We start from the raw sequence: 21,198 nt of genomic DNA on the forward strand, positions 1-21,198 counted from the left end.
TATATCGCGATAAGGCGAACTTTAAATCGGTACTTCGCGATATACCAATATGATTTTGATCTGAGGTCAGCTTAAATCGGTATATCGGGTTATAACGATATGTGTGGTGCGGTGCTAAGCTACGCGCTATGAACTATCTCGCACATCTTCACCTCGGTGGCCAGCGTCCCGGTCAATTGCTCGGCAGTTTGTACGGCGATTTTGTCAAAGGCCGGCTGCAAGGGCAGTTTCCTGCGGAGATCGAGGACGCCATCACCCTGCATCGACAAATCGATGTGTTCACCGACCGTCATGGCTTGGTGGACGTCGCGTTGTCGCGTTTCAGCCTGACCCGGCGGCGCTATGCCGGAATCGTGCTCGACGTGTTTTTCGACCATTGCCTGGCCCGGGATTGGGCGTTGTATGCCGATTCGTCGTTGCCGGCCTTCACTGCGGACGTGTACCGGGTACTCGCCGCCGAACCGCAGTTGCCGGGGCGGCTGGCGCAGATCGCACCCTACATGGCGGCGGATGACTGGCTGGGTTCGTATCGCGACTTTGCGGTGCTCGACCAGGTGCTGCGGGGGATCTCGCGGCGCCTGTCACGTCCCGAAGAACTGGCCGCCGCGATGCAGGAGCTGGAGCGCTTGTATGAACCGCTGAGCGAGGACTTTCGTTTGTTCTATCCAGAACTGCAGCGGTTCTCGGCACAGCACCTGCGTACGCCTTGATATCGCTAGCCGGTTCCCCCGTTGTTGGGGTCAGGCCGCGATCAGCTCACCTGCAGGTCTTGGTTGGGCCGGTTGTGCCACGTCACCAAACAACGCGTTGTGCACCGCTTGCTGGGCGGCAAACGCCAGGGCGGCGCGCTCCTGGCCGTGACAGGTTATGGGCTTGAGCAGGTGGATGTGGACGTCGCCCTGGTCGTTGGCGAACAGGCGCATCAGGTGCGATAGCAAGTCGTCATCGCCGATGAAGGGCGCCAGAGGGTCGATCTGCCCGTCGCGCAGGTAACGGATCGCCACGGGTTGCAGGGCGACATCGGCGTCGATCGCGGCCGAGAGCAGGCGGCCATGGAAGGTGCGTAGTGAGCGACCATCGGTGGTGGTGCCTTCGGGGAACATCAGCAGCGGGTGTTGCTGTTGCAGGTGACGGCTCATTTGCTTGCGGATCAGTTGGCTGTCGCCCGCGCCGCGGCGGATGAACAGGCTGCCGGCCTTGGCCGCCAGCCAGCCGGCGACCGGCCAGGTGCGCACTTCGGCCTTGGACAGGAACGACAACGGGGTGAGCATGCCCAGCAACGGAATGTCGGTCCAGGACACGTGGTTGCTGACCCAAAGCATCGGCTGTTGCGGCAACTGCCCATGCACCGTCACCCGAAAGGGCAGGGCGCGGCTCAAGCGCTTCATGAAAAACCGCGACCAGCGTTGGCGCCGCAGCATCGAATTGGCCACTCCCAGACGCTCGAACAGGCCAAACACCAAGGCCATGCTCAAGCCGAGCGCCACCACCAGCAACACCCTGGTCACCCGTGCGTACACCCGCAAGCGGCTCATTACACGGCCGCCTTGAAGTGCTTGGCGTAACGCGGGCAGAGCTCATCGCGCTTGAGCAGGATGAACACATCGGCGACCTGGAAGTCTTCGTCCCAGCACGGCTCGCCGCAGATCTTCGCGCCCAGGCGCATGTAGGCCTTGAGCAGCGGCGGCATTTCGGCAATCACGTTGGACGGGATGTCGAGGCTGGGCAGCGGCTTTTTCGGTTCGGCGCGCAGGTGCTCGGTGCACAGGTAACGTTCGCGCAGGCGCTGCATGATCGCGTGGGCCTGGATCCCGCCGTCCTGCATCGGAATGCTCGCGCAACCCATCAGGTAACTGTAGCCACCCTGGTTCAGGACCTCGGCCAGTTCCCCCCACAGCACGGCGATGGTGCCGCCGTTGCGGTATGCCGGGTCGACGCAGGTGCGGCCGATTTCCAGGATCGGTCCTTGCAGGTGCACCAGGCCGTGCAGGCTGAACTCCTCCTCACTGTAGAAACGTCCCAGGCTGCTGGCTGCCGTGTGGTCGAGCAGGCGGGTGGTCGCGACCAAGCGTCCGGTGTTCAGGTCCCGCACACCAATGTGGCTGCAGTGAACATCGTAGTCGTCCATGTCCAGACCCAGTTCCGCGCCTTTGAGTTTGGCGTTGAATTCTCCGCTAAAGACATTGAAGCGCAGGGCCTGGGCTTGTTGCAGGGCCTGGGCACCGATCAGGCGTTCGGCTTGCAGGCGGCGTTCAGTGCCGGTGTCGCGGATGCAGGCGATCTGGGTCATGGTGAATCTCCGTACTGGCTGCTCACCCGTCATGGGTTGCAGTCGATCGACTTTGTTGTGCAAAGTCAGGCTATGTAGCCCCGGTGTCATCGCCATGAAGCTTTGGTGATGCTTGTATGACAGCCCTTGAGGAGCCGTATATGCCTTGGCAAGCCCTGCTGAACTGCCGCACACGATTGCCCGCAAACCCCGACCTGGCCGAGGGTTACGCCCGATTGCTGGAAACCTTGGGGGCGGTAACGCCGTTCGAACTGGCCGTGCGCGGTGCACGTTTGATGGCCACCCCCGGCTGGGCATTTCTGGTGGGTTACCAGGCTGCCTTGCGCATGTTGTGGCCCAGCGCACCCCTGAGCCTGGGGGCTTTGTGTGCGACCGAACAGCGCAGCCTGCGCCCGGCGGACATGCAAACTCGCTTGAGCGACCTGCGCCTGAGCGGGCGCAAGGACTTCGTCACTGCTGGCGATGCGGCGGACTGGTTGCTGATCGCCGCACGCAGCGAAGATCCGGGCCAGTCCCCACGCTTGAGCCTGGCGGTGGTGTATCCCGGTGAACCGGGGGTGCGCCTGGAGAAACTGCCCGCCATCCCCTTGATGCCGGACATCAGCCACGGCCGGCTGTTTCTCGACGGTGCCTTATGTGAACTGCTGGCCGGCGATGGTTGGGATGCCTACGTCAAACCCTTCCGCACCCTGGAAGACCTGTATGTGCTCAGCGCCCTATGCGCTTGGCTGTATGGCGTCGGCGAGGACAGCGACTGGCCGCAAGCGCTGCAATTGAAGTTGCTGGCGCTGCTGGCCGGGTGCGCCGAGGTCAGCCGGCAGCCGCCCAACAGCAGCGCCGGGCATGTCCTGCTCGGTGGCCTGTTCGCCCAGTTCGAGGGTTTGCAGGGTGCGCTGGATGAAGCTTTTGCCGATGGCCCGCCACAGTGGGCGGGTTTGTGGACGCGCGATCGCGCGGTACTCGACCTGGCGGCTGGCGCACGGGTCAAGCGGTTGGCCAAGGCGTTGGCTGGGGCCTTGTAGAATTGTCACCTATCTGGACTAGGCTCAGCAGGTTTCTCCTGCCGAGCCACAGCCCATGTTCAAAGGCGTTTTCCTGCTGTTGATGTTGTTGTGCAGTTGCGCGGTAACTGCACAGGACTGGCCCGCCGAGCAATGGGCGCCCGGTCCACCCGGCAGTGGCCCGGCGCTGGCGGCGCTGGAGGACTATGCCTTTGCCAACCGTGACGAGGCCACCCGCAAGGGCATCCGCACCGATGCCTTGCTGGTGATCCGTGACGGTCAACTGGTCTATGAGCGCTACGCCGGCGGCACCACGGCCGACACCCCGCACCTGACCTGGTCGGTCAGCAAAAGCCTGATGGCCGCCGTGCTGGGCGTGGCCTATGGCGAAGGCCGGTTCTCCTTGCAGGACCCGGTGGCGAAGTTCTTGCCTGCCTTGATGCCTCATCCCGGGATCAGTTTCGCCGATCTGCTGCACTGGGCCTCAGGGTTGGACTGGCAGGAAGACTATGAGTACGCCCCCTTGAACTCATCGGTGGTGGCCATGCTGTATACCCGTGGGCATACCGATATGGCGGGCTTCACCGCCGCACACCCGGCATTCGGCGCACCCGGGCAATACTTTCGTTATTCCAGCGGCGACAGCAACCTGTTGTCTGCGGCGCTGAAAAACATCCTCGGTGCGCAGCGTTACGCCGACTATCCCTGGACCGCGCTGTTCGAACCCCTGGGCATTCGCAGCGCCGTGTGGGAGCGCGACGCCACGGGCACCTTTGTCGCGTCCTCCTACGCCTACATGACTGCCCGCGACCTGGCGCGCATCGGTCTGCTGATGCAGCGCCAGGGTCGTTGGGGCGAGCGCCAGTTGCTGCCTGCCGATTGGGTCGCGTTCAATCTCCAGCCCTTCGCCCACTACCAGGCTAATCAGGATGCCGCTGTGCCGGGCGGTCATTGGTGGCTCAATCGCCCGCTGGATGGCGCGCCGCGGCCCTGGCCCGATGCACCGCCAGACAGCTTCGCCGCCTTGGGCCACTGGGGGCAGGCGCTGTACGTGCTGCCTGGTGAGAAGCTGGTGATCGTGCGGTATGCCGATGATCGTGATGGCAGTTACCGTCACAACGAACTGCTCAAGCGCGTCCAGGCCGCGTTCCCACCGCAGGTGCTGCCATGACCGGTGATTTTGTGCGGCGTCGTCCGCTACTCAGCCTGCTGCTGGGGTTGCTGGTCCTGATGTTGGTCCTGTTGCTGGGTTGGGGCTGGCAGCAGCGGGTTGCCTTGTCGGCGTTCCCCGACATCCTCAGCGCCTACACTGCCAAGGAGTATTGTTCCTGTCGCTACGTGGCCGGTCAGTCGGCGCCGTATTGCCAGGGGTACGTCAAGCAGTACCTGCCCATCAGCGATTTTGTCGATGACCCCGAGCACAAACGGGTCAAGGCCAGCGGCCTGGGACGCACCCATACGGCCAGTTGGCTGGGCGTGCGCGAGGGCTGTCGGCTGATTCCGTGATCTTCCAGGTTTGCAATCGGCACCGGGCCAGTTAAGGTTCGTTCAGGTTTATCGGCCCCACGAGTGTCTATGTTCAACCGCTCCCTCTATAAAGCAGTCGCGTTCTCGCTGCTGGCCGGCTGCGCCGCGTCGGCCCAGGCCAATTGGTACCTGGACGGCGAGTCCTCACGCCTGTCGTTTATCTCCACCAAGAACACCCATATCGCCGAGGTCCAGCGCTTTCTGGTACTGCACGGCAAGGTCGATCCCAAGGGCCTGGCGCAAGTCGAAGTCGAGTTGGACTCGGTCAACAGCGGTGTGCCGCTGCGCGATGAGCGCATGCGCAAGGAGCTGTTCGAGATCGAGGCGTTTCCCGAAGCGTTGATTACCACCCAGATCGATCTACTGCCGATCAACGACCTGGCCCCCGGCGCGCAGCTGGAGTTGCGTCTGCCATTGACCGTCAGCCTGCACGGCAAGCAGCACAGCTACGACGCCGAGCTGCTGGCAACCCGCCTGGATGATCGGCGGTTCCAGGTGGTGACCCTGGAACCGGTGGTGATCAGTGCCGCGGATTTTGACCTGGTGCCGGGGCTGGAACGGCTGCGCAAGCTGGCCGACCTGTCGGCCATCAGTCTGTCGGTACCGGTGGGCGCGGTACTGATTTTCACGGCGCGCTGACATGGCCGGCGCGGTGTTTCCGTGGCGTGACGGCAACCGCTTTGAGTTGCTGGTCGATGGCCCGCAATTCTTCCCGCGCATGCTGCAGGCGATTGCCAATGCCCGGGAGCAGGTCGAACTGGAACTCTACCTGGTGGAGGCGGGTGCCTGCGCCGAGGCAATGGTGCAAGCGCTGGTGCAGGCCGCCGAGCGCGGCGTGCGGGTGCGTTGCCTGTTCGACGACTATGGCAGCCTGGCTTTCACTCTCGGCCTACGGCGCCGGTTGAACGAGGCCGGTGTCGAGCTGCGCCTTTACAATCGCCTGAGCTGGCGGCGCTGGGTGCGCAACCTGTACCGCGACCACCGCAAGTTGCTGCTGGTCGACCAGGTGCTGGCGGTGGTCGGCGGCACCGGGGTCACGGATGAATTCTGGACGCCGGGTCACGACAGCAGCGAATGGCATGAGGTGATGGTGGAAATCAGCGGCCCGCTGGTGCACGACTGGCAGTCGCTGTTCGATCGCCAATGGCGTGCCAACCGTCACCGCCGCGCCTGGAAGCCGGCCTCGGACTTCGGTCTGCCGCGCCTGCCCCGGGTGCCGTCGATGGGTGAAGGGATGGGCCGGGTGGCCTATGCCGACGCCGGCCAGCACCGGGATATCCTGCAATCACTGTTCCGCGCCCTCAACAGCGGCCAGCGGCGCATCTGGCTGGCGACTCCGTATTTCTTGCCGACCTGGAAGATCCGCCGCTCCCTGCGCAAGGCCGCCGCCCGTGGCATCGATGTGCGCCTGCTGCTGACCGGGCCGCGCACTGACCACCCCTCAGTGCGGTATGCCGGGCATCGTTACTACCCGCGATTGCTCAAGGCCGGGGTAAAAATATTCGAGTACCAGCCGTGTTTCCTGCACCTGAAAATGGTCCTGGTGGATGACTGGGTGAGCATTGGCTCGTGCAACTTCGATCACTGGAACCTGCGGTTCAATCTGGAAGCCAACCTCGAGGCCCTCGATACCGGCCTGACCCAGGCGGTGGTGGCGAGTTTCGAGCGGGACTTCGGCCTGAGCCAACAGGTCAGTCTGGAGGAATGGCAACGCCGGCCGTTGTGGCGCCGGATCAAGCAGCGGGTGTGGGGATGGGTGGATCGGGTGGTGGTGAACCTGCTGGATCGGCGGGGCTGAAGCCCAGCCTCGCAAACAGGCAAAATCTCTGTGGGTATATGCACTGTGGGAGCGGGCTGCCCGCGATAGGCATAGGTATCTACACAACTTTGTGGCGGCCTCTGGGCCGACCGGGGTGTTGGATTTGGCCGAGTACATATCCATTCTTGCGGTAACGGCCTCCTATGGTTCCGCCTGACGGCGGCTCACTTTTGAAAGCCCAAAAGTAAGCAAAAGGCTCTTACCCCACCACTCGGTGCCTCGCTTAGGCTCGGTGTTCCCTCACTCCGGCTTGAATCCGTGGGCCGCCGCCACGCGCCATCCATGGCGCGGGGCGGCTAACCCGGCGTCCTGCCGGGTTACCCACGGCTTCAAGCCTGCGTTCGGCCAGCGTGGTTAACGGGGCGCCCAGGATCAAAAGCCAGAGCCAGAGCCAGAGCCAGATCAAAAGATTGCTGACTTCGTCAGCGTCTTGGGAAGTGGAAGCCACACCGCGCATGCCCTAGCGATCAGGTCGGCTTTAAGGCCGCCTCGCCTTGTTTTTGATCCTGGGCGCCCCGTTAACCACGCTGGCCGTACTTCGATATTGATTTGGGGGTAAACCGGCAGGACGCCGGTTTAGCCGCACTGGGCCAGGGAGGGCCCATTGCGGCGGCCCCCCAAATCAATGTCGGAGTACGGGCATGCCGAGCCTAAGCGAGGCACCGAGTGGTGGGGAAAGAGCGTTTTGCTTACTTTTGCGCTGTCCAAAAGTGAGCCGCCGTCAGGCGGAACCATAGGAGGCCGTTACCGCAAGAATGGATATGTACTCGGTCTAATCCAACACCCTGGCCGGCCCACAGATGCAACGTCGCACCACAGTTGTGTAGATACCTATGCCGCGATAGGGCCGGCACATTCAAGCATCGATCCAAGCCCCTGTGGGAGCAGATCGCTCCCACAGGGTAATGGTGTTGCCTCTGCGGTCAGAGCAACTCGAAGCTCTGCTGCGTCACCGCCTCGGAATCCAGGCCGATCTGCACGTTGAACTTGCCAGGTTCGGCTGCGTACTTGAGCTGGGTGTTGTAGAACTTCAGGTCGTCTTCTTCGATGCTGAAATGCACGACTTTCTGTTCGCCGGCCTTGAGCAGCACTTTCTGGAAGCCCTTGAGTTCCTTGATCGGGCGGATCATCGACCCGGTCTCGTCCTGGATGTACAGCTGCACTACGGTTTCGCCATCACGTTTGCCGGTGTTCTTGACCGTCACACTGGCGTCGATCTTGCCGGTCTTGTTCAGCGTGGTCGACGACAGCGCCATTTCCGACAGGCTGAACTGGGTGTAGCTCAGGCCATAACCGAACGGGTAGAGCGGGCCGGTGGTGTCATCGAAGTACTGGGAGGTGTAGTTGCCAGGTTTGCCCGGCGTGAACGGGCGACCGATGGTCAGGTGGTTGTAGTAGGTCGGAATCTGCCCCACCGAACGCGGGAAGCTGATTGGCAGCTTGCCGGACGGGTTGTAGTCGCCGAACAGTACATCGGCGATGGCGTTGCCGCCTTCGGTGCCACTGAACCAGGTTTCGAGGATCGCGTCGGCTTGTTCGTTCTCTTCGAGAATGCTCAACGGCCGGCCGTTCATCAGCACCAGCACCAACGGTTTGCCGGTGGCCTTGAGCGCCTTGATCAGCTCGCGCTGGTTGGCGGGCAGGTTGAGGTCGGTGCGGCTCGAGGACTCGTGGGACATGCCCCGGGATTCGCCCACGGCGGCAACGATCACATCGGCCTGCTGCGCGGCTTTCACCGCTTCGTCGATCAGTACCTGCGCCGAACGTGGGTCATCGACCACTTCCGGAGCATCGAAGTTGAGGAAGTTCAGGTAATCGACGACTTTCTTGTCCGAGGTGATGTTGGCGCCTCGGGCATAGTGCAGGGTGGCCTGGTCGCCGAGGGCGCGGGTCATGCCGTCGAACAGCGTCACCGATTGCGCCGGACGCCCGGCGGCGGCCCAACTGCCCATCATGTCGATTGGCGCCTTGGCGAGCGGACCGACCAGGACGATCTTCGCGGTTTTCTTCAGCGGCAGGGTTTCGTTGTGGTTCTTCAGCAACACCAGGCTGCGGCGCGCCACGTCACGGGCTTCGGCACGGTGCAGGCGGCTTTCGGCATAGGTGTCGACCGGGTCATCCTCGGCCTTGCCGATGCGCAGGTACGGGTCGCGGAACAGGCCCATGTCGTACTTGGCGCCCAGCACTTCACGCACGGCGTTGTCGATGTCGCTCTGCTCGATCTCGCCGGCCTTCAGCAAGCCCGGCAGTTCCTTGCCATACAGGGTGTCGTTCATGCTCATGTCGATGCCGGCCTTGATTGCCAGCTTCGCCGCTTCGCGACCATCACGGGCCACGCCGTGCTTGATCAGCTCGAAAATCGCCCCGTGGTCACTCACCGCCAGGCCCTTGAAGCCCCACTCCTTGCGCAGCAGGTCCTGCATCAGCCACAGGTTGGCCGTGGCCGGAATGCCGTTGATCGAGTTCAGCGCCACCATCACCCCGCCCGCGCCGGCATCGATGGCCGCGCGGTACGGTGGCAGGTAGTCCTGGTACATCTTCACCGGACTCATGTCGACGGTGTTGTAGTCACGCCCGCCCTCGACCGCGCCGTACAGGGCGAAGTGCTTGACGCTGGCCATGATGTTGTCGGCGCCGATCAGGCCGGTGCCCTGGTAGGCCTTGACCATCACCTGGGCAATGCGCGACACCAGGTAGGTGTCTTCGCCGAACCCTTCGGAGGTGCGGCCCCAGCGAGGATCGCGGGAGATATCGACCATCGGCGCAAAGGTGATGTCGAGGCTGTCGGCGGCGGCTTCCTTGGCGGCAATGCGCCCGCTCAGGCCAATGGCGTCCATGTCCCAGCTCGAGGCCAGGGCCAGCGGGATCGGGAAAATCGTGCGGTGGCCGTGGATCACGTCATAGGCGAAGAACATCGGGATCTTCAGCCGGCTGCGCATGGCCGCGTCCTGCATCGGCCGGTTTTCCGGGCGAGTGATCGAGTTGAACGTGCCACCGATGTTACCGGCGGCGATTTCCTTGCGGATCATCTCGCGCGGCATTTCCGGGCCGATGCTGATCAGGCGCAACTGGCCGATCTTTTCGTCCAGGGTCATCTGCTTCATCAGGTTGCTGACGAACGCGTCCTTGTTCTCTATGGGGGCAGGCTTGGTATCGGCCATTACCGAGTGACTGGCCAGGCCGATGGCCAGGCTCAGCAAACACAGCTTCTTCATGAATAGTTTTCTCAAACGCTAAAACGACGCTCAGCGAAACGCATCGGGTCAGCCAAAATTTAGGGAGCGACTATTGTTGAGTGGGTAAATGCAGCAAACTTCGAACTCTTTATTCGCGCTGGGCATCTTTTAGCCGATTGGCGAGATGCAATCCAGTGGCGGGGGCAGATTAAGTCCCCAGGGGATCAATTGAAGGCTGCCGGTCTATTTTCATCAGGAGCATCACAGACATGAATGTACAACAGCACTCTCGCTCGGCCTGGCAAGTCACGGTTCTAATGCTGCTGACCACGGTTCTGGCCGGCTGCGGCATCAACACCATTCCTACCCTCGACGAGCAGGCCAAGGCGGCCTGGTCGCAAGTGCAGAACCAGTACCAGCGGCGCGCCGACCTGATCCCCAACCTGGTGGAAACGGTCAAGGGTTATGCCAAGCATGAACAGGACACCCTGACCGCAGTGATCGAGGCGCGGGCCAAGGCCACCTCGATCCAGGTCGACGCCAGCACCCTGGACAATCCGGAAAAACTCAAACAGTTCCAGCAAGCCCAGGATGGCTTGAGCAGTGCGCTCAGCCGTTTGATGGTGGTGTCCGAGCGCTACCCGGACCTCAAGGCCAACCAGAACTTCCTGGCCCTGCAGTCGCAACTTGAAGGCACCGAGAACCGCATCGCCGTGGCGCGTCGTGACTTTATCGCCGCCGTGCAGGCCTACAACACCGAGATCCGCACCTTCCCGGGTCGCCTGTGGCATAGCGTGATGTACAGCGACCTGCCGATCCGCCAGACCTTCGAGGCCACCAGCCCCGACGCCGATAAAGCACCGCAAGTGAAGTTCTGATCAGGCTTCAATGAGGTGTCGATGCGTTTATTACGGATAGGCCTGGCGCTGTGGCTCCTGGCATGTGTGACCACCGTCCAGGCAGCGCTGGCGTTTCCCGCGCTGACCGGGCGGGTGGTAGACACCGCCCAGATGATCGACCCGGTTGTGCGCGAGCAACTGACTCAACAGTTGCAGGCGCTGGAGCAGACCAGCGGCGACCAGATCGTGGTGGTCACCGTACCTGACCTGCAAGGCCTGCCCATCGAGGACTACGGTTATCAATTGGGCCGCCACTGGGGTATCGGCCAGAAGGGCAAGGACAATGGCGCGCTGCTGATCGTCGCCCGGGATGAGCGCAAATTGCGCATCGAAGTCGGCTATGGCCTGGAAGGCGTGCTGACCGATGCGCAGTCCTGGGTGATCATCAACCAGGTGATCGCGCCGGCATTCAAGACCGGCAACTACAGCAAAGGCATCAGCGACGGTGTCGCGGCGATGTTGCAGGTGGTGGGCGGTGACCCGCTGGCTGTACCGGCCCATGTGGCGGACGCCAATTTCGCCAAGGATAATCCGGCGTTCTCCATCGGCATGTTCGTGCTGCTGCTGATCGTGTTGTGGTTGTGCAATCGCATGGGGTTACCGGTGGGCGCGATTCTTCTGGCCATTCTCAGCAGCAGTGGACGTGGCGGCGGAGGCGGAGGTGGCGGTGGCTTCAGAGGTGGCGGTGGTGGTTTCGGCGGCGGCGGGGCCTCGGGCGGCTGGTAATGACAATAACTAAAGAGCATCTGCAACCATGGCATTACTGAACGCACACGAACAACGCCAGGTCGCCGAAGCGATCGCCAAGGTCGAGCAACAGACCGACGCGGAGCTGGTGACCGTGCTGGCGGCCCGGGCCGACGACTACGCCTACATCCCTTTGCTGTGGGCCAGCCTGTTGGCGTTGGTGGTGCCGGGGATCATTCATTACCTGTTCGGCTGGATGAGCATGTACACCTTGCTGCTGGCGCAGTGGGCGACCTTCATTGTGTTGTGCCTGCTGTTTCGCCTGCCGAAAATCACCACCCGGCTGATTCCGCGTTCCGTGCGGCACTGGCGAGCGTCGAATCTGGCACGTCGGCAGTTCCTGGAGCAGAACCTGCACCACACGGTGGGCAGTACCGGAGTGCTGATTTTTGTCAGTGAAGCGGAGCGTTACGTAGAAATCCTGGTGGACGACGGCATCTCCAAGCGCCTGGATGACAGCTGTTGGGATGCCATCGTCAAGGCCTTCACCCAGCAGGTGAAACAGGGGCAGACATTGGCCGGGTTTATTGCCTGCATTGAAGCCTGCGGGGAGTTGCTCAAGGTGCATGTGCCGCTGACGCAAACCCGCAATGAGTTACCGAATCGGTTGGTGGTACTCGATTAGATGAAACATCCATAGCCGCTGGCGTTCGACAGCGGCTATAACGACCGTTGATCAAATAACTCCGTGCCCTCAAGCCCCATCCCCCCTAAAATGCCCGGCATTCCCTGCCCGAGGCGTTTTTGTTCATGTCTGTCACCGCTAAACCTGTCAGTCCCGCGCCGGATCACCATGCACAGTTTCTTGAGCTGCTGACTGCCAGCCTTGAGCAAAACGCCTTTATCAAGCTGGTGCTGGCCAAGTACGTCGGCGGTGAAGCGGACCTGCAACGGCTGATCATCAAGCCGACGACAGTCAAGGATCAGCCCTGCTTGTCCTTCGTCTACCGCTACAAGACTCGCGACATCACCAAGAACTTCTCCCTGGCCGATGGCGTGGCGGCGATTGCCGAGCTGTTGCCGGTGTCGTTCAAAAATGCGCACTTGCTCTCGGTGACCGACGAAGCCCAGCTGGAATACAGCAAGAAGAACAAAAGTTCGCTGTTCAAGAGCAAACCGCAGCAATTGCGCGAGGCCCCGTCCGCCGAGCACAACCGTGAGAAACAGCGCTTCCTCGACCTGAGCCGACCGTTTCTCGCCGACCTGGGCGTGACCAATGCCAGGCACGAGCTGATTCCGGCGATGTCGCGCAAGTGGAAGCAGATCAACAAGTTCATCGAGGTCTTCAGCCATGCCCTGACCTCCTCGCCACTGGCGCTGGACAAGCCGGTACGCGTGGCGGATTTCGGTTCGGGCAAGGGCTACCTGACGTTTGCCATTCACGATTACCTGCGCAACACCCTCAAGGCCGAGGGCGAAGTCACCGGTGTCGAGCTGCGCGAGGAAATGGTCAACCTGTGCAACGCCGCGGCGGCCAAGCTGCAGCACCCGGGGTTGGTGTTCAAGTGCGGCGACGTGCGCAGTGTGGCGCCGAGTGAGCTGGACGTGATGATTGCCCTGCATGCCTGCGACATCGCCACCGACTACGCGATTCACACCGGCATCCGTTCCGGGGCGTCGATCATCATGTGCTCGCCGTGCTGCCACAAACAGATTCGTCTGCAGATCCAGAGCCCGGCACTGCTCAAGCCGATGCTGCAATATGGCCTGCACCTGGGCCAGCAGGCGGAAATGGTCACCGACAGCTTGCGCGCGTTGTTCCTCGAAGCCTGCGGCTATGAGACCAAGGTGTTCGAATTCATCTCACTGGATCACACCAACAAGAACAAGATGATCCTCGCGGTCAAGCGCGCCGAACCGGTGGACCCGGCCCAGCTGCTGCAAAAGATCGAGGAACTCAAGGCGTTCTACCACATCAGCGAACATTGCCTGGAAACCTTGCTGCGGGCTGATGGTTACCTGTGATCGCGGTCTTGCGGCCCAGCATCACCGTGACGATCACCCCGGCGGCAAACAGCCAGGTAATGGGCTCGATGTGCTCACCAAAAAACAGCGCTGAAAAGGCGATGGTAAAGAAGATCTGCAGCAACTGGATCTGACTGACCCGGGCAATCCCGCCCATGGCCAACCCGGCGTACCAGGCAAAAAAGCCCAGGAACTGCGAGAACAGCGAGACGTAGCCAAAGGCCCACCAGGTCTTGGCGCTGATCGCGCCTTGATGCTGCAAGGCCAGGTACAGCACCGGACCGATCAACAGCGGCGTCGACAGCACCAGGGCCCAGCAGATCACCTGCCAGCCGCCCATCTCCTTGGCCAGTCGGCCGCCCTCGGCGTACCCCAGACCGCCCACCGCAATGGCCCCGAGCATTAGCAAGTCGCCCGCCTGAATACTGCCCGCGCCGCTGATCAGCGCGTAGCCCAGCACCAGCGCACTGCCCAGGGCGGCGCAGGCCCAGAAGGCTTTGGAAGGTCGCTCGTGGGACAACCACGCCGCGTACAGCGCCACGCACAGCGGTTGCAGGCCATTGACCAGCGCTCCGTGGGACGCCGGCAAGGTTTGCATGGCCCAGGCCGAGAGCACCGGAAAACCGAGGATAACCCCGGCGATCACCAGGCTCAGGCCCTTGACCTGCTGCCAGGTTGGCCAGCGCTCTCGACGCCAGAGCAGCAGCGCCGCGGCTGGAATGGCCGCGAAGAGGGCACGGCCCAGGCCGTTGAGCAAGGGGTGCAGCTCTTGCACCACGATCCGGGTGAAAGGCAGGGTCAGGCTGAAGATGATGACGCCCAGCAGGCCCAGGGCCATGCCAGTGTTTTCGCGCGAGGACATAACGGCAACCAGGGTCGAAGGTGGCGGGAAGTGACTTCATCTAGCCACAACGCCGGCCGATTGCGCTGTTACAGCTACGCACGGACTTATCCGTACAGTTGCATACAGCGTAGTAGCGGGTTGTTACCCGGCCCCAAGGATTAGGACTACCTTGAATACTCCTTTCTGCCCACGTTGTACCCAGAGGAGTCCTCCCCATGGCTGCGAAAAAGATCCTGCTGCTGGTTGGCGATTACGTCGAAGACTACGAAGTGATGGTGCCGTTCCAGGCCTTGCTGATGGTCGGCCACACGGTGCATGCGGTGTGCCCCGACAAGACCGCCGGGCAGACCGTGCGCACGGCGATTCATGACTTCGAAGGCGACCAGACCTACAGCGAAAAACCCGGTCACCTGTTCGCCCTGAACTTCGACTTCGCCCAGGTCGATGCCGCCGACTACGACGCTCTGCTGGTTCCAGGCGGACGTGCGCCGGAGTACCTGCGCCTGAATGAAAAAGTCCTGCAGTTGGTACGCGACTTCGACCAGGCCGGCAAGCCGATTGCCGCAGTCTGCCATGGCGCGCAGTTGTTGGCGGCGGCGGGCATCCTCGAAGGGCGTGAATGCAGCGCCTACCCGGCTTGCGCCCCGGAAGTGCGGCTGGCCGGTGGCACGTTCATCGATATCCCCGTGACGCAGGGCCACGTTCAAGGCAATCTGGCCACGGCGCCCGCCTGGCCGGCACACCCAAGCTGGCTGGCCGGTTTCCTTGGCCTGCTGGGCACGACTATCACCTTGTAAGCGGAGGCCTGTCCATGTGCGAGCTGTACGTCAAAGCCGACCCGATTTTGTACGAGTCACGCTCGCGCTCGCTGCGCATCTGTGGGGTGGTCACGACTCTGCGCCTGGAGAACCAGTTCTGGGACATCCTCAGCGAAATCGCCGAGGTCGACGGCATGACCACCAACCAGTTGATCGCCAAGCTCTATGAAGAAGTGATGGATTACCGCGGCGAAGTGGTGAACTTCGCCTCGTTCCTGCGGGTCAGTTGCACCCGTTATTTGAGTCAGCGGCGCAGCGGCTCGCCGGAGTTATCGGTGGTACGCGCGGTGGTGAAGTAGGGCGGTGTGGTCTTTACTCTGAAGCGCGTAATCTTTTAATCGCCAAGGAGCACGAGCATGTCTGGATGGTACGAGTTGAGTAAAAGCAGCAGTGGCCAGTTCCGCTTTGTGCTGAAAGCGGCCAACGCCGAAACCATTCTCACCAGCGAGCTGTACACCACCCGGGCGGCCGCCGAGGGTGGTATTTCCTCGGTCCAGAGCAATAGCCCGCTGGATGAACGCTACGAGAAAAAGTCCACCAAGGACGGCCATCCTTACTTCAACCTCAAGGCTGCCAACCATCAGGTCATCGGCAGCAGCGAGGCCTATTCCTCGGAGGCGGCGCGGGACAAGGGCATCGCCAGCGTCAAGACCAATGGCCCGACCACGGTGATCAAGGACAAGACCCTGCCGGTACTGTGAAACCTGTGTAGGCGCTGGCAAGCCAGCGCCTACACATTTGCGCACTGTCAGCGCAGCGTATCGATCAACCCCTGCAACTGACTGCACCCCGCCTCAGCCAATGGGAACACCGGCAGGCGCGGGTCGCCCGCTTCCAGGCCGGTCATGCGCAGGCCGGCCTTGATGGTCGCCGGCAGTCCGCCCTTGAGGATGAAGTCCAGCAGTGGCAGTTGGCGATAGAACAATTGCCGCGCCTGGTCCAGGTCATTGGCCAGCACCGCCTGATACAACGCGCCGTTGAGTTGCGGGATCAGGTTTGGCGCCGCCGTGCACCAGCCTTTGGCTCCGGCGGCAAACGCCTCCAGCGCCAGCGGATTGCAACCGTTGTAGAACGGCACCTGGCCTTCACCCAGTATTTGCAGCTTGTGCATGCGCTGAATATCGCCGGTGCTCTCCTTGACCATGGTCACGTTGGCCACGGCATGGAAGATCCGCAGGATCAACTCCACGGACATGTCGGTGCCGCTGGTGGCCGGGTTGTTGTAGAGCATGATCGGCACGCCGATGCTGTCGCCAATGGCGCGGTAGTGGGCAAGGATTTCCGCTTCGCTGAGTTTCCAGTACGACGCCGGCAACACCATCACCACGTCGGCGCCGTGGGCCTCGGCAAACCGCGCGCGGCGCACGGCCTTGGCGGTGGTCAGGTCGGAGACGCTGACCACGGTCGGCACGCGCTTGGCCACATGCTGGATGCTGAACTCACTGACCTGATCCCACTCTGCGTCGCTCAGGTAAGCACCTTCCCCGGTGCTGCCGAGCGGGGCGATCGCGTGGACACCGCCGTCGATCAGGCGGTCGATGGAACGCCCCAGGGCAGGCAGGTCGACCGCTTCGCCGTTGGCGGTGAAGGGGGTGATGGTGTAGCCGATGATGCCGTGAATGTTCGGGCTGGACATGCTGTCTCTCCAATTAGGCAAAAAAGTCGCTTCAGTTCAGGCAATCGGCGTGTTGGCGCAGGTTCTGCCGAGCGTAGTAGTTGAACGCAGCGCCGTGGCGCTTGGGTTTGGAGATCCAGTCATGGGCCTCGCGGCCGAGTGCCGGCAGGATTGGCTTGAGGGTGCCGGCGGCCATCGCCAGCAACTGCAGTTTGGCCGCACGTTCGATCAATTGAGCGATCACGCAGGCTTCCTCGATGTTGCGCCCGGTCGACAACTGGCCGTGGTGGGACAGCAGGATGGCGCGCTTGTCGCCCAGGGCCCCGGCGATGATTTCGCCTTCTTCGTTACCCACCGGTACCCCCGGCCAGGCTTCGAGAAACGCGCAGTCTTCGTACAGCGGGCAGAGGTCCATGTGGGAAATTTCCAACGGCACCTCGAGCATCGACAGCGCCGCGACGTGAGTCGGGTGGGTGTGGATGATGCAGTTCACATCCGGCCGGGCACGGTATACCCAACTGTGGAAACGATTGGCCGGATTGGCCATGCCGTGGCCTTCCAGGACTTCCAGGTCTTCGTTGACCAGCAGCAGATTGCTCGCGGTGATTTCGTCGAAACCCAGGCCCAGTTGCTGGGTGTAATAGGTGCCCGGCTGCGGGCCGCGGGCGGTGATTTGCCCCGCCAGGCCGGAATCGTGGCCGTTCTCGAACAGGATGCGGCAGGTCAGTGCCAGCTTTTGCCGGTCAGTCCACGTATTATCCGCCAGGCTGCTTTGCATCTGCGTCAGCGCCTGCTTGATGAGTTGGTCTTTGGGTAGTGCTAATGTCTTGGCCATATCGGTGTCCCTGTAAAGCTCAATGGACGTCGGATGTGGTTCTCCCGCTGCTCGCAAGGTCGTCGGGGGTAATCACATGACACTTGAGAGCCTATATGACACTTTGTGTCATTGGCAAGGACTAATCGTTGCCTCCTTGATGGATTAACCGCTGCACATGTCTATCCGTTTGAAATTACTGCGAAAAAAACTTGGTGTGACGCTTGAGGCGCTGGCCGAGAAATCCGGCATGACCAAGAGCTATCTGTCGAAAGTCGAGCGTGGCCTCAACACGCCGTCGATCGCGGCCGCGCTGAAACTGGCCAAGGCGCTGAACGTCAAGGTCGAGGAGCTGTTTGCCGAGGACGCTATCAGCCTGGACAGCTATAGCTTGGTGCGCGCCCACGAGCGCCAGTCGCTGGCCGCCAACGACCAGGCCCCCGGCTACGCGGTGTTGGCTCATCAGGTCAGCGAGCGCAGCCTGCTGCCGTTCATCATTTACCCGCCCAGGGAGTTCAGCGACAAGACCTTCAAGGAGCACCTGGGGGAGGAATTCCTGTTCGTCCACGAAGGCCAGGTCGAGGTCGATTTCATGAACGAGCGGGTGATCCTCGATCGCGGGGATGCGCTGCACTTCAACGCCCAGAAACCCCATCGCCTGCGCTCGGTGGGCGAGGTGCAGGCGCAGTTGCTGGTGGTGGTACACAGCAGCGAGGAATGAGTCGGCGCCAGAGCATCGTGAGCAAGGTCTAGCGAAACCGCCCCTGTGGGAGCGAGCCAGCTCGCGATGCTTTCAGCCCAGGCCTAGACCTCGACCGGCACCGAAAGACTCGAACTGCCCAGGGCATGGGTCTTGGAATCAAAAAAGCGCAGTGCCACCCCGGTGTCTGCAAACAGCTTTGCGTAGTGGCGCTTCTGGCTCTGGATGAACGCCGCACTGCGCGGATAAATCGAGATCGCCAGGGTTTTTGGCTTGGCCTGGCACAGTGCATGGACCAGGTGCGCATCCTGCTTGCCGAGGCTGTGGCCGAAGATGCACAAGGCGTCGTGTTGCTGCAGCAACTGGTCGTAGCAGAACGACAGGTAGTCCGAGCTGCGGATGGTCTTGAGCTTGTCTTCGCTGCTGCCTTCGTTGACGAACAACGGCACGTCGTCCAGGGTCTTGAGCGTGTTGTTGATGGCAAAACTGCCCAGCAGCGTACCCTCGGTGGAGGTCAGCTTACGGGCGGTACCGTCCTGGTTGCGCACCAGGTGCAGGCCACCGTGCAGGTACAGCAGGCGGGTTTTGTCGGTGGCGCTGGCGCTCAGCTCGAAGCGCGGTTCGCTGCCCTGGAACAGGTCGTCGATGGCCGTGCCCTGGTGCTGGACCGCCCAGTAGTTGAGCAGGTCGTAGTTACTGGTGAAGACCGTCCGATAACGGCCCAGCTCCTGGCTGATGCTCGCCAGGCTGGTGGCTTGCACCAGGCGCCAGGGGATGTGCACCGCGTGTACGGTGTTGATCAACGCTTCCTTGATCGCATAGTAGCGATTGCGCGGTGCCGCCGAGCTTACCGCCAAGGCCTTGTTGACCCGGCTGGTGGTTTTCAGGGCGCTGAGCACCTGCTCGAAACTGCGGGTGTGCAGGGCGTCGAACACGCTCAGCTCGGACTGGCTCAAGGGTTTTTCTTCGACACTGCGGGCGTTCTCGAACAGCGAGTCGTAGCCAAAGTCATCCCACACCGCGCGGCTGGCGCCGTTACCCACCAGCAGGGCGCTGAACGGGGTGGTTGCGCGCAACGCGTTCCAGTCTTCTAAGTGGGCATCAACATCCTGGAAATCGCTCATTGCGTCAGTCATCTCAAGCAGGTGGGGTACAGGGCGCAGACTTTATCACGACCGGCTGTTGAGCCAGATCAAGATGCACGCGGCGCGATGGGGTGATCCTTGGGTTATCCGCCGACGCCAAGGGTCGGTTCGGCCCCATTGCAGAGGACTCGCCATGACCAGCACATTCTTCATTCCTGCCGTCAACATCATGGGCATCGGCTGTCTCGACGAAGCCATGGATGCCATCGGTAAATACGGCTTTGCCAAGGCGTTGATTGTCACGGACAGCGGGTTGGCCAAGGCCGGCGTGGCGGCAATGATCGCGGAAAAACTGGCGCTGCAGGACATCGAGTCGGTGATTTTCGACGGGGCCAAGCCCAACCCCAGCATCGCCAACGTACAGGCCGGCCTGGTGCTGTTGCAGCGCAGCGGGTGTGATTTTGTGGTGTCCCTGGGCGGTGGTTCGCCCCATGACTGCGCCAAGGGCATCGCCCTGTGCGCCACCAATGGTGGGCAGATTGGCGACTACGAAGGCGTCGACCAGTCGCCCAAGCCGCAACTGCCGCTGATTGCGATCAACACCACGGCCGGTACTGCCAGCGAAATGACCCGCTTCTGCATCATTACCGACGAAGCGCGGCACGTGAAAATGGCCATTGTCGACCGTAACGTCACGCCGCTGTTGTCGGTCAACGATCCGGCCTTGATGGTGGCCATGCCCAAGTCGCTGACCGCCGCCACCGGCATGGATGCGCTGACGCATGCAATCGAGGCCTACGTCTCCACCGCTGCCAACCCGATCACCGACGCCTGCGCCCTGAAAGCCATCGAACTGATCAGCCTCAACCTGCGCGTGGCGGTGCGTGATGGCAGTGACCTGCTGGCCCGGGAAAACATGGCCTATGCGCAGTTCCTGGCCGGCATGGCGTTCAACAACGCGTCCCTGGGGTTTGTGCATGCCATGGCGCATCAGTTGGGTGGTTTCTACGACTTGCCCCACGGCGTGTGCAATGCGGTGCTGCTGCCCCATGTGCAAAGCTTCAACGCCAAGGTTTGTGCCGAACGCCTGACGGTAGTGGCGCAGGCGCTGGGCGTGGACATCCAGGGGTGCAGCCCGGAGGAGGGGGCCGAAGCGGCGATCGCGGCGATCCGCACGCTGGCCGCGGACGTGGAAATTCCCGCCGGTTTGCGTGACCTCGGAGCCAAGCTGCAGGACATCCCGATCCTCGCCGCCAACGCCCTCAAGGATGCCTGTGGCCTGACCAACCCGCGGGCGGCAGACCAGCAGCAGATCGAGGAGATCTTTCGTAACGCGTTCTGATCCCGCGCGCCCTTAGCCGGAAGTCACCAGGGACCGGCCCGGGGTGGCGCTGAATTGAATCAACGCGACCCCGGCGATCAACAGCACGGCACCGAGCAGGCGCGGTAACGTCAGGTGCCGCTCCACCAGCCCGAACAGCCCGAAGTGGTCGAGCACCAGCGATGCCACTACCTGCCCGGCCAGGGCCAGGGCGATAAAGCCTGAGGCCCCGAGCTTGGGCAGCAGCATCAGGGCCAGGGCGATAAAACACACGCCAAAGGCGCCCCCGGCCCACATCCACAGCGGCGCCTTGCTGATAAACCCCAGCGACGGCAATGGCAGGCGCAGGCTGATAACCACCGGCAGCAATACCAGCACACTCACCAGCAGCGAGGCGAGGGTGGCCCATAACGGGTGACCGAGGCCGCGACTCAGGTTGGCGTTGATTGCGCTCTGAAAGGGCACCACGGCGCCGGCGACTACGGCCAGCACCGACAAACCGGCCCACTGCAAGGTACTCATAAGTCTCTCTCCAAGAGGTTTTACTGGACTCTAGGTCATTCGTCGCGCAGATTGA

23 protein-coding genes are annotated in these 21,198 nt (G+C 62.2%); 15 read left to right on the forward strand and 8 right to left on the reverse strand.

The window, feature by feature from the left end; all coding sequences use genetic code 11:
- Positions 1–128 precede the first annotated feature (128 nt).
- Complete coding sequence (locus QMK50_RS20025) at positions 129–710, forward strand: ACP phosphodiesterase (RefSeq protein WP_320333784.1); 582 nt, start codon at positions 129–131, stop codon at positions 708–710.
- A gap of 30 nt (positions 711–740) precedes the next feature.
- Here the strand turns inward: QMK50_RS20025 and QMK50_RS20030 are convergent, their stop codons facing one another.
- Complete coding sequence (locus QMK50_RS20030) at positions 741–1,535, reverse strand: lysophospholipid acyltransferase family protein (RefSeq protein WP_095167047.1); 795 nt, start codon at positions 1,533–1,535, stop codon at positions 741–743.
- Positions 1,535–2,290 (reverse strand): L-ornithine N(alpha)-acyltransferase, encoded by a 756-nt coding sequence (gene olsB, locus QMK50_RS20035; RefSeq protein WP_095167049.1) that lies wholly within the window; start codon positions 2,288–2,290, stop codon positions 1,535–1,537. The genes QMK50_RS20030 and olsB overlap by 1 nt, the downstream gene beginning before the upstream one ends.
- A gap of 140 nt (positions 2,291–2,430) precedes the next feature.
- Between olsB and QMK50_RS20040 the strand changes: the two genes are divergently transcribed.
- From QMK50_RS20040 to QMK50_RS20060, 5 genes are all read left to right on the forward strand, one after another.
- A complete protein-coding gene (locus QMK50_RS20040) occupies positions 2,431–3,312 on the forward strand; it encodes an acyl-CoA dehydrogenase (RefSeq protein ID WP_320333785.1) in 882 nt (293 codons plus the stop codon).
- A gap of 55 nt (positions 3,313–3,367) precedes the next feature.
- The gene (locus tag QMK50_RS20045; RefSeq protein WP_320333786.1) at positions 3,368–4,462 is read left to right on the forward strand and encodes a serine hydrolase; all 1,095 of its coding nucleotides are present in this window, start codon (positions 3,368–3,370) and stop codon (positions 4,460–4,462) included.
- The gene (locus QMK50_RS20050) at positions 4,459–4,797 is read left to right on the forward strand and encodes an amidase (protein ID WP_095167055.1); all 339 of its coding nucleotides are present in this window, start codon (positions 4,459–4,461) and stop codon (positions 4,795–4,797) included. Before QMK50_RS20045 ends, QMK50_RS20050 begins: the two co-directional genes overlap by 4 nt.
- 69 nt (positions 4,798–4,866) lie before the next feature.
- Positions 4,867–5,457 (forward strand): YceI family protein, encoded by a 591-nt coding sequence (locus tag QMK50_RS20055; protein ID WP_320333787.1) that lies wholly within the window; start codon positions 4,867–4,869, stop codon positions 5,455–5,457.
- 1 nt (position 5,458) lies between these two features.
- Complete coding sequence (locus QMK50_RS20060) at positions 5,459–6,616, forward strand: phosphatidylserine/phosphatidylglycerophosphate/cardiolipin synthase family protein (protein WP_320333788.1); 1,158 nt, start codon at positions 5,459–5,461, stop codon at positions 6,614–6,616.
- 944 nt (positions 6,617–7,560) lie between these two features.
- Here QMK50_RS20060 and bglX read toward each other — a convergent pair.
- A complete protein-coding gene (gene bglX / locus QMK50_RS20065) occupies positions 7,561–9,852 on the reverse strand; it encodes a beta-glucosidase BglX (protein ID WP_095167060.1) in 2,292 nt (763 codons plus the stop codon).
- A 230-nt stretch (positions 9,853–10,082) separates the two neighbouring features.
- Here bglX and QMK50_RS20070 point away from each other — a divergent pair, with 230 nt between their 5' ends.
- From QMK50_RS20070 to QMK50_RS20085, 4 genes are all read left to right on the forward strand, one after another.
- Positions 10,083–10,691, forward strand: a complete 609-nt coding sequence (locus QMK50_RS20070) for a LemA family protein (RefSeq protein ID WP_095167062.1) — start codon at positions 10,083–10,085, stop codon at positions 10,689–10,691.
- Between the two features lie 21 nt (positions 10,692–10,712).
- Positions 10,713–11,438: a TPM domain-containing protein gene (locus QMK50_RS20075; RefSeq protein ID WP_320333789.1), complete on the forward strand. Its 726-nt coding sequence runs from the start codon at positions 10,713–10,715 to the stop codon at positions 11,436–11,438.
- A gap of 28 nt (positions 11,439–11,466) precedes the next feature.
- The gene (locus QMK50_RS20080) at positions 11,467–12,084 is read left to right on the forward strand and encodes a TPM domain-containing protein (protein WP_320333790.1); all 618 of its coding nucleotides are present in this window, start codon (positions 11,467–11,469) and stop codon (positions 12,082–12,084) included.
- 125 nt (positions 12,085–12,209) lie between these two features.
- The gene (locus tag QMK50_RS20085) at positions 12,210–13,424 is read left to right on the forward strand and encodes an SAM-dependent methyltransferase (protein WP_320333791.1); all 1,215 of its coding nucleotides are present in this window, start codon (positions 12,210–12,212) and stop codon (positions 13,422–13,424) included.
- Here QMK50_RS20085 and QMK50_RS20090 read toward each other — a convergent pair.
- Positions 13,375–14,286: a DMT family transporter gene (locus tag QMK50_RS20090; RefSeq protein ID WP_159994159.1), complete on the reverse strand. Its 912-nt coding sequence runs from the start codon at positions 14,284–14,286 to the stop codon at positions 13,375–13,377. The two genes, QMK50_RS20085 and QMK50_RS20090, sit on opposite strands and share 50 nt — an antisense overlap.
- A 197-nt stretch (positions 14,287–14,483) precedes the next feature.
- Here QMK50_RS20090 and QMK50_RS20095 point away from each other — a divergent pair, with 197 nt between their 5' ends.
- Genes QMK50_RS20095 through QMK50_RS20105 form a run of 3 tightly spaced genes read left to right on the forward strand, consistent with a single transcriptional unit; the run spans position 14,484 to position 15,787 of the window.
- Complete coding sequence (locus tag QMK50_RS20095) at positions 14,484–15,065, forward strand: DJ-1/PfpI family protein (protein WP_095167071.1); 582 nt, start codon at positions 14,484–14,486, stop codon at positions 15,063–15,065.
- Between the two features lie 14 nt (positions 15,066–15,079).
- Positions 15,080–15,385 carry a ribbon-helix-helix domain-containing protein gene (locus QMK50_RS20100; protein WP_095167073.1) on the forward strand — a complete coding sequence of 102 codons (306 nt, stop codon included), beginning with the start codon at positions 15,080–15,082 and terminating at the stop codon, positions 15,383–15,385.
- Between the two features lie 57 nt (positions 15,386–15,442).
- Complete coding sequence (locus QMK50_RS20105; RefSeq protein ID WP_320333792.1) at positions 15,443–15,787, forward strand: YegP family protein; 345 nt, start codon at positions 15,443–15,445, stop codon at positions 15,785–15,787.
- Positions 15,788–15,834: 47 nt separating this feature from the next.
- On the opposite strand, the gene QMK50_RS20110 is transcribed toward QMK50_RS20105, so the two are convergent.
- Together QMK50_RS20110 and QMK50_RS20115 are read right to left on the reverse strand one after the other, a co-directional pair.
- On the reverse strand, positions 15,835–16,722 hold the full coding sequence (locus QMK50_RS20110) for a dihydrodipicolinate synthase family protein (RefSeq protein ID WP_095167077.1): 888 nt from the start codon (positions 16,720–16,722) through the stop codon (positions 15,835–15,837).
- Between the two features lie 31 nt (positions 16,723–16,753).
- A complete protein-coding gene (locus QMK50_RS20115; protein ID WP_320333793.1) occupies positions 16,754–17,536 on the reverse strand; it encodes an aldolase in 783 nt (260 codons plus the stop codon).
- A gap of 157 nt (positions 17,537–17,693) precedes the next feature.
- Between QMK50_RS20115 and QMK50_RS20120 the strand changes: the two genes are divergently transcribed.
- Positions 17,694–18,236, forward strand: coding sequence for a helix-turn-helix domain-containing protein (locus tag QMK50_RS20120; RefSeq protein WP_095167081.1), 543 nt, complete (start codon positions 17,694–17,696; stop codon positions 18,234–18,236).
- A gap of 83 nt (positions 18,237–18,319) precedes the next feature.
- Here the strand turns inward: QMK50_RS20120 and QMK50_RS20125 are convergent, their stop codons facing one another.
- Positions 18,320–19,339, reverse strand: a complete 1,020-nt coding sequence (locus tag QMK50_RS20125) for a DUF4917 family protein (protein WP_159994163.1) — start codon at positions 19,337–19,339, stop codon at positions 18,320–18,322.
- Positions 19,340–19,493: 154 nt separating this feature from the next.
- On the opposite strand from QMK50_RS20125, the gene yiaY reads away from it, so the two are divergent.
- Positions 19,494–20,642 (forward strand): L-threonine dehydrogenase, encoded by a 1,149-nt coding sequence (gene yiaY, locus QMK50_RS20130; protein ID WP_159994165.1) that lies wholly within the window; start codon positions 19,494–19,496, stop codon positions 20,640–20,642.
- Positions 20,643–20,654: 12 nt separating this feature from the next.
- On the opposite strand, the gene QMK50_RS20135 is transcribed toward yiaY, so the two are convergent.
- Positions 20,655–21,143 carry a DMT family transporter gene (locus QMK50_RS20135; protein WP_320333794.1) on the reverse strand — a complete coding sequence of 163 codons (489 nt, stop codon included), beginning with the start codon at positions 21,141–21,143 and terminating at the stop codon, positions 20,655–20,657.
- Positions 21,144–21,198 lie beyond the last annotated feature (55 nt).

Source organism: Pseudomonas sp. P5_152 (assembly GCF_033989915.1).
Taxonomy (GTDB): domain Bacteria; phylum Pseudomonadota; class Gammaproteobacteria; order Pseudomonadales; family Pseudomonadaceae; genus Aquipseudomonas.

Coding starts and splice junctions, on each gene's coding strand:
- QMK50_RS20045 (WP_320333786.1), top strand. CDS start 3,368: ATGTTCAAAGGCGTTTTCCTGCTGTTGATGTTGTTGTGCAGTTGCGCG.
- QMK50_RS20090 (WP_159994159.1), bottom strand. CDS start 14,286: ATGTCCTCGCGCGAAAACACTGGCATGGCCCTGGGCCTGCTGGGCGTC.
- QMK50_RS20115 (WP_320333793.1), bottom strand. CDS start 17,536: ATGGCCAAGACATTAGCACTACCCAAAGACCAACTCATCAAGCAGGCG.
- QMK50_RS20085 (WP_320333791.1), top strand. CDS start 12,210: ATGTCTGTCACCGCTAAACCTGTCAGTCCCGCGCCGGATCACCATGCA.
- QMK50_RS20095 (WP_095167071.1), top strand. CDS start 14,484: ATGGCTGCGAAAAAGATCCTGCTGCTGGTTGGCGATTACGTCGAAGAC.
- QMK50_RS20125 (WP_159994163.1), bottom strand. CDS start 19,339: ATGAGCGATTTCCAGGATGTTGATGCCCACTTAGAAGACTGGAACGCG.
- olsB (WP_095167049.1), bottom strand. CDS start 2,290: ATGACCCAGATCGCCTGCATCCGCGACACCGGCACTGAACGCCGCCTG.
- QMK50_RS20060 (WP_320333788.1), top strand. CDS start 5,459: ATGGCCGGCGCGGTGTTTCCGTGGCGTGACGGCAACCGCTTTGAGTTG.
- QMK50_RS20030 (WP_095167047.1), bottom strand. CDS start 1,535: ATGAGCCGCTTGCGGGTGTACGCACGGGTGACCAGGGTGTTGCTGGTG.
- bglX (WP_095167060.1), bottom strand. CDS start 9,852: ATGAAGAAGCTGTGTTTGCTGAGCCTGGCCATCGGCCTGGCCAGTCAC.
- QMK50_RS20110 (WP_095167077.1), bottom strand. CDS start 16,722: ATGTCCAGCCCGAACATTCACGGCATCATCGGCTACACCATCACCCCC.
- QMK50_RS20070 (WP_095167062.1), top strand. CDS start 10,083: ATGAATGTACAACAGCACTCTCGCTCGGCCTGGCAAGTCACGGTTCTA.
- QMK50_RS20105 (WP_320333792.1), top strand. CDS start 15,443: ATGTCTGGATGGTACGAGTTGAGTAAAAGCAGCAGTGGCCAGTTCCGC.
- QMK50_RS20025 (WP_320333784.1), top strand. CDS start 129: ATGAACTATCTCGCACATCTTCACCTCGGTGGCCAGCGTCCCGGTCAA.
- QMK50_RS20055 (WP_320333787.1), top strand. CDS start 4,867: ATGTTCAACCGCTCCCTCTATAAAGCAGTCGCGTTCTCGCTGCTGGCC.
- QMK50_RS20100 (WP_095167073.1), top strand. CDS start 15,080: ATGTGCGAGCTGTACGTCAAAGCCGACCCGATTTTGTACGAGTCACGC.
- QMK50_RS20075 (WP_320333789.1), top strand. CDS start 10,713: ATGCGTTTATTACGGATAGGCCTGGCGCTGTGGCTCCTGGCATGTGTG.
- QMK50_RS20080 (WP_320333790.1), top strand. CDS start 11,467: ATGGCATTACTGAACGCACACGAACAACGCCAGGTCGCCGAAGCGATC.
- QMK50_RS20135 (WP_320333794.1), bottom strand. CDS start 21,143: ATGAGTACCTTGCAGTGGGCCGGTTTGTCGGTGCTGGCCGTAGTCGCC.
- QMK50_RS20040 (WP_320333785.1), top strand. CDS start 2,431: ATGCCTTGGCAAGCCCTGCTGAACTGCCGCACACGATTGCCCGCAAAC.
- yiaY (WP_159994165.1), top strand. CDS start 19,494: ATGACCAGCACATTCTTCATTCCTGCCGTCAACATCATGGGCATCGGC.
- QMK50_RS20120 (WP_095167081.1), top strand. CDS start 17,694: ATGTCTATCCGTTTGAAATTACTGCGAAAAAAACTTGGTGTGACGCTT.
- QMK50_RS20050 (WP_095167055.1), top strand. CDS start 4,459: ATGACCGGTGATTTTGTGCGGCGTCGTCCGCTACTCAGCCTGCTGCTG.